Annotated in this window: 9 protein-coding genes; 7 read left to right on the forward strand and 2 right to left on the reverse strand. The window is 35.2% G+C overall.

The genetic code is table 11. The annotated features are described in order from the left end of the window. The first annotated feature begins 248 nt into the window (after positions 1–248). The gene (locus OD917_RS06725) at positions 249–554 is read left to right on the forward strand and encodes a hypothetical protein (protein ID WP_263522786.1); all 306 of its coding nucleotides are present in this window, start codon (positions 249–251) and stop codon (positions 552–554) included. 67 nt (positions 555–621) lie between these two features. Here the strand turns inward: OD917_RS06725 and OD917_RS06730 are convergent, their stop codons facing one another. Further along, on the reverse strand, positions 622–1,050 hold the full coding sequence (locus tag OD917_RS06730) for a cupin domain-containing protein (protein ID WP_263522787.1): 429 nt from the start codon (positions 1,048–1,050) through the stop codon (positions 622–624). A 130-nt stretch (positions 1,051–1,180) separates the two neighbouring features. Between OD917_RS06730 and OD917_RS06735 the strand changes: the two genes are divergently transcribed. The 6 genes from OD917_RS06735 (at position 1,181) to OD917_RS06760 (ending at position 9,107) form a co-directional block, all read left to right on the forward strand. Then, positions 1,181–1,408, forward strand: coding sequence for a DUF2683 family protein (locus tag OD917_RS06735; RefSeq protein ID WP_263522788.1), 228 nt, complete (start codon positions 1,181–1,183; stop codon positions 1,406–1,408). Beyond that, positions 1,398–1,697, forward strand: coding sequence for a type II toxin-antitoxin system RelE/ParE family toxin (locus OD917_RS06740; protein WP_129747744.1), 300 nt, complete (start codon positions 1,398–1,400; stop codon positions 1,695–1,697). The genes OD917_RS06735 and OD917_RS06740 overlap by 11 nt, the downstream gene beginning before the upstream one ends. A gap of 437 nt (positions 1,698–2,134) precedes the next feature. Beyond that, complete coding sequence (locus tag OD917_RS06745) at positions 2,135–2,728, forward strand: TetR/AcrR family transcriptional regulator (RefSeq protein WP_263522789.1); 594 nt, start codon at positions 2,135–2,137, stop codon at positions 2,726–2,728. A 247-nt stretch (positions 2,729–2,975) separates the two neighbouring features. Continuing rightward, positions 2,976–4,193, forward strand: coding sequence for an efflux RND transporter periplasmic adaptor subunit (locus tag OD917_RS06750; RefSeq protein ID WP_263522790.1), 1,218 nt, complete (start codon positions 2,976–2,978; stop codon positions 4,191–4,193). Between the two features lie 12 nt (positions 4,194–4,205). Next, positions 4,206–7,370 (forward strand): efflux RND transporter permease subunit, encoded by a 3,165-nt coding sequence (locus OD917_RS06755; RefSeq protein WP_263522791.1) that lies wholly within the window; start codon positions 4,206–4,208, stop codon positions 7,368–7,370. A gap of 318 nt (positions 7,371–7,688) precedes the next feature. Continuing rightward, positions 7,689–9,107, forward strand: a complete 1,419-nt coding sequence (locus OD917_RS06760) for a TolC family protein (RefSeq protein ID WP_263522792.1) — start codon at positions 7,689–7,691, stop codon at positions 9,105–9,107. A 185-nt stretch (positions 9,108–9,292) separates the two neighbouring features. Here the strand turns inward: OD917_RS06760 and OD917_RS06765 are convergent. Next, a partial coding sequence (locus tag OD917_RS06765; protein WP_263522793.1) for a hypothetical protein occupies positions 9,293–10,728 on the reverse strand: 1,436 nt, incomplete at its 5' end.

The following is a 10,728-nucleotide window of genomic DNA, read 5'->3' on the forward strand; positions in this document are numbered from 1 at the left end:
AAAAACAAAGATTTTAAAACAAAACCTTGATCCATAAGATCGAGGTTTTTATATTTTATTGAAATCTATGCTTCTAGTCGAAATAAGAATTCAAAGTTTCACTCAAACTATCGAGCAAAAAACCTTATTTTAATATAAAAAAAACTTTTAGAGGCAATATCAATAAAACCAGCAGTTTTAAATTTACTGCTTTCGAGACAAATTAAATACCACTTCTTATGCCGTTAAAAAAGAAAATTGCAAAAATAATGTCCCAAAAATACAATACCAATATTACTATTTTAGGCGATTATGAAAGCAGCAATTATACTTCAATTCTTGACGATAACAATGGGACGATCTTAGTCGTTTCAGATAGCGATCAGTTTTATTTCAAAGATAGGCATCGCAATCTCTGGTTGTCGGTTCTAGATCCGTTTCATATAGATGGAAAACAGCATTTTCCCGAACTTGGAGATTCTTATACACTCAATCATGGAGTACAATACAATTTTACAACCAAAGAAGCAATCGTAGAAATGGCTTCTACTTACTTTGAAAAATATGCGGATTAATGTTGTCCTAAATGCCTATTTATTCGGATTAAAAACAACCAAAAGATTCAAAATATAAGAAAGTAAACTATCTCAAATCCTTTTTAATAACTAAATATTTCAAGTCTGTTTTTCCTGCATTACTGATTCCGTGTTCGGCATTTGGCGGACAATAAAAACTGGTATTTGGACCTGCTGTAACGGTTTTTCCATCAAGGAAGAATTCAGCGGTTCCTTCTAAGATATAGAAAAATTCTTCTTCGGGATGATGATGTGGTGCGTGTGTCGATTTTCCAGGTTCTACAATACTCATTTTTAAAGTGTTTTCTTGAGTAAAATCTTTGTTGGCAAACCAATATTGATAACCAACTTTTGTTTTTACGGCTTTGTTTATATCAAAATGATTGACACAGTTTTCGATGGTGTATTGCGGAGTTTCTTTTTTGGTTTCCTGAGAAAAAGTCTGTTGGAAAAATAAGACCGTAATTGTGGTTTTTAGGATAGTTAGGGTTTTCATTTTCTTTTTGTTGTAATGTTACGAAAAAATGCAATTCGCACTAACGAAGCAAACAAATAAATCATAGAGATTAACATGAAAATTAGACTTTTGTCTTAACTTTGTAAATCAACTTTAGTAAATTAATATCATGCAAGCAATTAACATCACGGCATATACAGAAGACGCTTCTCAAATAGAAGCTGTAAAAGCCTTTATGAAAGCACTAAAGATTAAATTTGAGATAGCAAATGTAAAACCATATGAGTTATCTGAAGAACAACAGCATATATTGAACGATCAAATTATTTCAGATAAAAGCCTATATACAGACGCGGACTCTGTGTATACCGATTTAAAAAAGAAGTGTGAATTATAAGGTTATTGTTTCTCCAGTTGCATTAAAAAATATTGAAGAAGCTTTAGAATATTATATCTTAAAAGTCAGCAAAAAAGTAGCTTTAGACTTCCTTAATGATTATAAAAAAGTTTATAAAGCATTACAATTAAATCCTTTCTATCAAATTCACGATACTAATTATCGCTATCTTCCATTTAAAAAATTTCCATACGTAGCATTTTTCATAGTCGATGAATTATCAAAAACTGTATTTCTAAATGCTATTTTTCATACTTCTCAAAATCCAGAAAAATATCCTGTAAGATAAGAATCATCGATTATTATTATTGAGAACTTCGACTTCGTTTAGCCTGATAAGGATTTGCAATTTCTTTTTATGCATTGTTTAGTTGCGAGATCTAATCTTTGTCGATTTGCGAGTGTAATCCTTCGTTCCTTAGGATGACAAACTTTGAGGTGAAATCTAATGAAAAAATATGCGTTCTCTCCTAGCCCCGATCGAAATGGCATCTTTTTGTGGTGGGGTTCACCACAAAAAATATAATGTAGAGCGGGACAAAACGTTCTTAAAAACGAAAAATCTTCTGCTCCTGAAAAAAATTAAAAACAAAAACATCAGTAAAATCAAGCCTTTTCAAACCATCTATAGTACAATAAGAAAATATTATGATAAAAATATTTTGAAATCCGAAAATCCGCCATACATTTGCCTAACAGTGTTAAACGATTTAATACTTGAATACAATGGCTAGCAAAGATCGAATTTTAAGACAAAAAGAAGAGACAAGAAATAATATTCTTGGCGCTGCTTATGATATCGTAAAAGATGAAGGCTGGAATGGTTTAAGTATGCGTAAAATTGCCGACAGAATCGAATATACTGCTCCTATTATTTATGAATATTTCTCGAATAAAGAAGCAATTTTAGAAGAACTGACAGGCAAAGGTTTCGTTAAACTGACTAAAGAGCTGCAAGCTGCAATAGACAAGTTTGAAAAACCCGAAGATCAATTGGAAGGCATGTGGATGACTTACTGGGATTTCGCTTTTACTAATACTGAAATGTATCAACTAATGTTTGGTGTTCAAATGACTTGCTGCGCACAACGATGTTCGGCTCAGGAGGGACCTTACAAATTATTTACTCAGGTAATTGCTGAAGTAATGAAAGACAGCAATCCGAGTCAAGATATCATAAAACAAAAGTACTTCACTTTCTTTTCTGTTATTCATGGTTTAATCGCCATTAACATCATTAACAAAAGTGATATTTTAGAAACAATTAATGCTCAAATTTTGAAAGATGCCATTGGTGGTATCATCAAATCCATACAATAAAAAAATTTTCAGTTTTACTTAACAGTGTAAAATGATTTAAACGGGATAAGATAGCATCCTTTTTTTTAGAAGTTTAACTTAACACTGTTAGAAAATTTAATCGAGGTAATAAAACTCTTTTTTTAGACTTTTACTTAACACCGTTAAATATTTTAATACTGATTTAAGAACAGAATTGAAAATGATTAAAGTTTGGAAGTTTGTGCACTTTTACTTAACAACGTTAGATAATTTAATTCAATTAAATATGAATCCCGAGAATGCCAGAATGCCCAAAGAATTAATCCGAGAAAATGTTCAACCAATTAAAACCACAATGAAAATGAAAAATGTAATTATAACCAGTTTTATTCTGGCATTAGTACTAAGCAGCTGTGCTGACAAAAACCAGGCACCAACTGCTCCGCCTCCACCGGTTTTACCTGTATTGGCTATCACGAGTGCAAACACTACTACAGACAATGAATATCCTGCTTCTATACAAGGAACTGTTGACGTTGAGATTCGTCCGCAAGTAAGCGGAAACCTTGACAGAATTTATGTAGACGAAGGTGCTTATGTAAGCAAAGGACAAACTTTATTTAAAATCAATGAGCGTCCATTCCGCGAGCAGTTAAACAATGCTTTGGCAAGTCTTCATGCAGCTGAAGCGGCTTTAATCAACGCCAACTTAGAAGTTGATAAATTGACTCCGCTTGTACAAAACAAAGTAGTTTCTGATTATCAGCTAAAAACAGCTAAAGCTTCTCAAAAAATCGCAGCAGCGAATATCGAACAAGCAAAAGCGATGGTTGGTTCTGCTAAAATCAATTTAGGATATACAAATGTGACAGCTCCAGTTAGCGGTTACATTGGAAGATTGCCTAAAAAACAAGGAAGTTTAGTTTCTGCTTCAGATATTGAACCTTTAACTACTTTATCAGATGTTCATGAAGTATTTGCTTATTTCTCTTTAAGTGAAACGGATTTCATCAACTTTAAATCGAAATACGCTGGAAATTCATTAGGCGATAAAATCAAAAAACTACCTCCGGTTAACTTGATTTTAGCTGATAATAATGATTATCCAAAAACCGGAAAAATCGATATGGTTGACGGTCAGTTTGATAAAACTACAGGCGCAATCACGCTTAGAGCAACTTTCCCAAATACAAACGGAACGCTTCGTTCTGGAAACACAGGAAGAATTCGTTTAGGATTAAATCACGACGATGCGATTTTGGTACCACAGTCGGCTACAGTTGAAATGCAAGACAAAGTATTTGTATTTACTGTAGGCAAAGACAACAAAGTAACCAAAATGCCTATTACAGTTGTGGGTAAAAGCGGTACTAATTATTTAATTAAAGAAGGTGTAAAAACAGGCGACCAAATCGTATTAAGCGGTATTGACAAACTTCAGGACGGACAAGCGATTCAGCCTGAAAAATCAACTAAAGTTGCCGAAGTAACTAATCAAAAATAATTCTAAAACACAATGTTCAAAATATTTATACAAAGACCTGTACTGGCAACCGTAATTTCCATTTTATTGGTTATTCTGGGGGTATTGGGTTTAACTAAACTGCCTTTACAACAGTTTCCTGATATTGCGCCTCCATCGGTTTTGGTAACGGCGGTATATCCGGGAGCCAACGCAGAAACGGTTTTACGTTCTGTGGCGCCTTCTCTCGAGGAGTCTATAAATGGTGTAGAAAACATGACTTATATGAGTTCTACTGCCAGCAACGACGGTACTTTGGCTATTACTGTTTTCTTTAAATTAGGAACAGATGCCGATCAGGCTGCGGTAAACGTACAAAACCGTGTGGCGCAAGCAACTAGTCAATTGCCTGCGGAGGTTGTTCAGCAAGGTGTTATCACGGCAAAACAACAAAACTCTTTCATCATGGCAATTGGTATGTATACCGATGATGAAGCGAAATACGATCAGACTTTTGTTGCCAATTATGCTCAAATTAATATTATTCCGGAATTAAAACGTATTCCGGGTGTAGGTTCTGCCAGTATTTTTGGTGGTGTAAAAGATTACTCTATGCGTGTTTGGTTAAATCCTACACAAATGGCAACTCATAATGTTACACCAAGCGAAGTTATGGGCGCGATTCAGGACAAAAGTTTGGAAGCTGCTCCTGGGAAATTTGGAGAGCGAAGCAAAGAAGTTTTTGAATACGTTATTAAATACAAAGGTAAACTTACCAAACCAGAAGATTATCAAAATATCGCGATTCGTTCCAACGCAGACGGTTCTGTTCTTCGTTTAAAAGATGTAGCGAGAGTTGAATTGGGTGCTTACTCTTACAACAGTTTAACTCGTTTAAATGGTAAAAAAGGAATTGTAATCGGGGTTATTCAGTTAGCGGGTTCTAACTCAAATGACATTCAGATTGCGATCAATAAAATGATGGAAAAGGCTTCTAAAGATTTTCCAAAAGGCATTAAACACAATATATTTTACAGTACAAAAGTTTCACTTGACCAATCTATCGAACAAGTTGAACATACTTTGATTGAAGCTTTTATACTTGTATTTATTGTGGTATTTATTTTCCTTCAGGATTTTAGATCAACTTTAATCCCGGCTATTGCTGTACCTGTAGCAATTTTAGGAACGTTCTTCTTCATGCAGTTATTCGGATTCTCGATCAACCTTTTAACGCTTTTCGCATTAATTCTGGCGATTGGTATTGTGGTCGATGATGCCATTGTGGTAGTCGAAGCGGTGCATGCGAAAATGGAGCATAAACGTTTGTCTCCAAAAATCGCAACCCATGAAGCAATGCACGAAATAACGGGTGCTATTATCTCGATTACGCTGGTAATGGCTGCTGTATTCCTGCCGGTTGGTTTTATGGAAGGCTCAACGGGAGTTTTCTATCGTCAGTTTGCCTTTACTATGGCAATCGCAATTGTAATTTCGGCTGTAAATGCCTTAACATTGAGTCCTGCGCTTGCGGCATTATTCTTAAAAGATAATCACGGAGAACACGATCACAATGCGCCTTATGAGAAAAAAGGTTTTAAAGAGAAATTCTTTACCGCTTTTAACACCAGTTTTGAATCTTTGACAAATCGTTACGTTGGCGGAATTAAATTCTTAATCAGAAAAAAATGGTTGAGTTTAGGTGGGTTAGCAGCTATTACGCTTGCAACAGTTTTATTAGTAAAAACAACTCCAGCTGGATTTATTCCAACAGAAGATCAAGGATTTATAGCAATTGCAGTAAATACGCCATCGGGAACTTCGCTTGACGGAACTCAAAAAGTAATGACCGAAGCCGAAAATACTTTAAAAGCATTAGACGCTTCAAGATTCGTAACCGCGATTTCAGGTTTTAACTTATTGACAAACTCTACAAGTCCATCTTCTGCGGTAGTTTTCGTTTTATTGAAACCAAACGAAGAACGCGGAGAAGTTAAAAACATTGACGAAATCATGAATCAGGTTCGTGGTAAACTGGGCGCTATTTCTGGCGGAAGTTTCTTCGTATTCAGTTTCCCAACTGTTCCAGGATTTAGTAACGTTGAGGCTTTAGATTTAGTCCTACAGGACAAAACTGGAGGAAAACTAGATAAATTCAGCGGTATTTCTCAAGAATTTATTGGAGCTTTAATGAAACGACCAGAAATTGCCGTTGCCTTTACTTCTTTCAAAGCCGATTATCCTCAATTGCAATTGGAGGTTAACGACGAAAAAGCGAATCAATTAGGCGTAAATGTAAAAGACATTTTACAAACGATGCAAGCTTATTTTGGTAGTGCACAGGCATCTGATTTTAACCGATTTGGTAAATATTACCGTGTGGTTGTTCAGGCTGATATTGCCGATAGAGCCGATCCAACAGCAATTGATAGAGTTTTTGTAAAAAACAAATCTGGCGAAATGGTGCCAATAAATACTTTAGTAAAACTGACTCGTATTTATGGTTCTGAAACCGCTTCTCGATACAATTTATTTAACTCAATTTCTATTAATGCCATTCCGAAACCTGGATTTAGTTCTGGAGATGCCATTAAAGCGATTGAAGAAGTAGCAGCACAACAATTACCTGCAGGTTACGGGTTTGAATTCTCGGGCCAAACACGTGAGGAGATTTCGTCTGGAGGACAATCTGCAACTATATTTTTACTGTGTTTGATATTCGTTTATTTCCTACTTGCTGCACAGTACGAAAGTTACATTTTGCCTTTGGCAGTAATCTTATCAATCCCTGCAGGTATTTTTGGAGTATTTGTAGCTATTGGTTTAACTGGAATTGAAAACAATATTTACGTACAAGTTGCTCTTGTCATGCTGATTGGACTTCTCGCCAAAAATGCCATTTTGATTGTGGAATTTGCGGTACAAAAACGAAAATCAGGACAGGCTTTGGTCAAAGCTTCTATTGAAGCGGCAAAATTACGTTTGCGACCAATTATTATGACGTCTCTTGCCTTCGTAGTTGGACTTGTACCAATGATGAGTGCAAAAGGTCCATCGGCTCAGGGAAATCATTCGATTAGTATTGGAGCAGCGGGCGGAATGCTTTCAGGAGTAATTCTAGGATTATTCATTATTCCTGTATTATTCATAGTGTTCCAGCATTTACAAGAAAAATTTAGCGGAAAACCAGTCGCTGTCATTCATAATGAAGAAAAATAAAATATGGAAAACTATATAACAACCATTCTTGTCGCCATCATATTTGGCATCGGATATATATCGTACAGAATCTCAAAAGATCTTGAAACCAGAAAAGATACTTGTACAGAAATTTAACCTTTTTGGGAAAATAATATTTTAACACATAGAAACATAGATTTCTTATTTTAAAAAAAGAGAATAAAAGAAACCAGTTTCCACACATAGAACTATGTGTATTTATGCAAGTGAAACGCCTTTTTTAGTCTTCAGAAAACTATGTTTCTATGTGTTTAAAAAATCAAATCCAACGGATAAAAAAATTTAATAAAAAACTAAATGAAAAATCATATAACCAAAATCGTGACCTTCGCCATTCTGATCACGACTTTAATATCCTGTAAAGTCTCTAAGGATATTGAAACTCCAAAAGATGCATTTCCTGAGAATTTCAGGAATGCATCGGTTTCGAGTGATACTACGAGTATTGCCGATGTGGAGTGGAAAAACTTCTTTACAGAAAAAGATATTATCAAATTAATTGACAGTGCCGTTGCCAGAAACAACGACCTTCAGATTGCTGAAAAAAATATAGAAATTGCGCAATACCGTTTTACACAGTCAAAATGGGGAAATGTACCTCAAGTTAACTTATTTGTAAACGCAAGCACAAGCAATCCGTCTGACAATAGTTTTACGGGATTAAACTTAAATCAGGCAATTGGAGCTAAACATATTGACGACTATTCTGCTGGAGCTTCTCTTTCTTGGGAGGCTGATATTTGGGGAAAGATCAGAAACCAAAAGAAAGGGGCTTACGCAGGATATCTTCAATCAGAAGAGGTAAAAAAAGCATTGCAAACGAATATTGTGGCTAATGTTTCTAGAGGATATTATAATCTTTTGATGTTAGACGCACAATTGGATATTGCCAGACAAAATTTACGTTTAAATGATAGTACAACCAATATTATCAAATTAAAATACGATGCCGGTCAGGTAACTAATTTAGCGATTCAACAGTCTGAAGCACAAAAATTAAACTCGGCACAATTAATTCCGTTATTGGAACAGAATATTGCGATTCAGGAAAATGCTTTGAGCGTTTTAACAGGTTCGTTTCCGAATTCTAAAGAAAGATCTGTTCGTTTAAGCGCACTTGAAGTAAAACATAATACAGCAATTGGAGTTCCGTCTGCTTTAGTAAGCAGAAGGCCAGATGTAAAAAGTGCCGAATTGGCTCTTAAAGCTGCCAACGCAAATGTCGGTATTACGAAAGCGGATTTATACCCAGCTCTCAGAATTACGGCTCAAGGCGGCGTAAACTCTTTTGAAACTAGTAATTGGTTCAACATTCCGGCTTCTTTATTTGGAACTGTTGCAGGAGGTTTGACTCAGCCTCTTTTAAACAATAAAAGAGTTAGAACACAATATAATATTGCTATTGCAGAAAGAGAGAAAGCGGTTTTAGCTTTTAGACAATCTGTTTTGGTTGCTGTAAGCGAAGTTTCTGATGCTTTGGTTAAAGTAGAGAAATTACAGCAGCAGGAAACTTTCTTAAAAGAAAAAGTAAAAACATTACAGCAGGCTATTAAAAATGCTAACCTTTTATTCAAAAACGGTTTGGCAGAATATCTTGAAGTTTTAACAGCTCAAGCAAACTTATTGCAAAGCGAATTAGAACTTGCCGATATTAAAAGACAACAGCTTACAGCCAATACAGATTTGTACCGCGCTCTTGGCGGAGGCTGGAAATAATACCCGTTACATTACCCGTTAATTATTTATTTTTTGAGATGAAAACGCTGTGAGACTTTTTGGGTTTCATGGCGTTTTTTAGTTATAGAGATTAAGGCACAAATTTTTTCGATACTTATTTAAATAAAAAGAGATTACTTGGAAAAGCAATCTCTTTTTATTATTATTCTCTAGTTAGATGTTAACTATTTATTATAAACTTTATAAGATATATAATTACCAATTACTGGACAATAATGTTCTGGTGCATAATTTTCTTGCGTATTAATTGGTGCAGAAAATGCAGGAAGTATATCAACAGAAAATGTATAAGAACCTGGCTCAACATCGACATTTGCTTCAAACGACACACGTGTTGATAAACAAAGATTTGGATCAATTTCACCAAGACCATTCATAATAGGATTAAATACAGAATATTTAAGTGAAGTCCCAAATCCTTCTGCTCTAGTTCCGTTCTGCTTTATAATGATATCTCCAGTTCCCATAGTATTTGACTTTGCTGCAACTGTTAAAGACCCCGTTATAATTATTCTTGATGGTTTATCAACAGTAATGGTTCTATTGGACTCTAATAAATTCGTACTAACATTTAGTGGGTAAGGTGTTTCAAAAGCGGATGCTAGTGGACCAGTATATGATGAAATTAAAATCCCTTCAGGAGAAGCATTCGTCCAGACAAGATTACCAGAAGCATCAGAAACTGCTATTTTTCCTGCTCCTGCGCCATTAGTAATTTGTACTGCTGGAGTAACTGTTTTTGTTGTGGCTGTAAGGTTAGTTCCTGTTACTGTGCCACTCGCTGTTACATTTGCCGCACCAGAAATATTCTTAGAACTCATTACTAAATCTTGAGTTGCAATATGATTTCCTAAGTTATCTCCTGCAACAGTAATAGCAGAAGGATCCGTCCAAGTAAGATTACCAGAAGCATCAGAAACTGCTATTTTTCCTGTACCTGCTCCTGTAGAAATCTGCGCTGCTGGAGTAACCGTTTTTGTTGTAGCTGTAAGGTTATCACCAGTAACTGTACCGCTAGCTGTTATATCTGTTGCACCAGAAATATTCTTAGTACTCATCACTAAATCTTGAGTTGCTGTATGGTTACCTAAATTATCTCCTGGTGTAGGATCAGCTAAAGGAACCCATGAATCTCCTTTTTTATAATATATTCCTATGCCTTTTCCATTTTGCATATATGGATTTATGTTGTACACAAACTGTCCTTCTTCGGGCAATTGAAGTAAATTTGCAAGAGCATGACTTACAGTATTATCCACAAGGCTTATTTTTGGCATGAAATATTGATTTTGAGCAACATTCATGATTTCATCTAATGATGTGCTTCTTAGTATTCCACCATTCTCATTTCGTGTGACAAAATCAAAACCATTTGGCTTTCTCTCCGAAGGATCATTTGGTTTCAAATTTGGCAGTTGCTCGATTACAACATATCCATTTTGAAAAAGATATTTATTCACATTAGTATAATCCTTACTTGTATAATCAAAATCACCTAGTCCTTTTGCGAATTTCAATCCCCAGTTACCACCACCTCCGTTAATACCATAGACTCCCATATCTAAGTGTTGAGTTGCTTTATGATTGCCAAGGTTATCTT

The sequence above is a fragment of the Flavobacterium sp. SH_e genome (assembly GCF_025717045.1).
Classification (GTDB): domain Bacteria; phylum Bacteroidota; class Bacteroidia; order Flavobacteriales; family Flavobacteriaceae; genus Flavobacterium.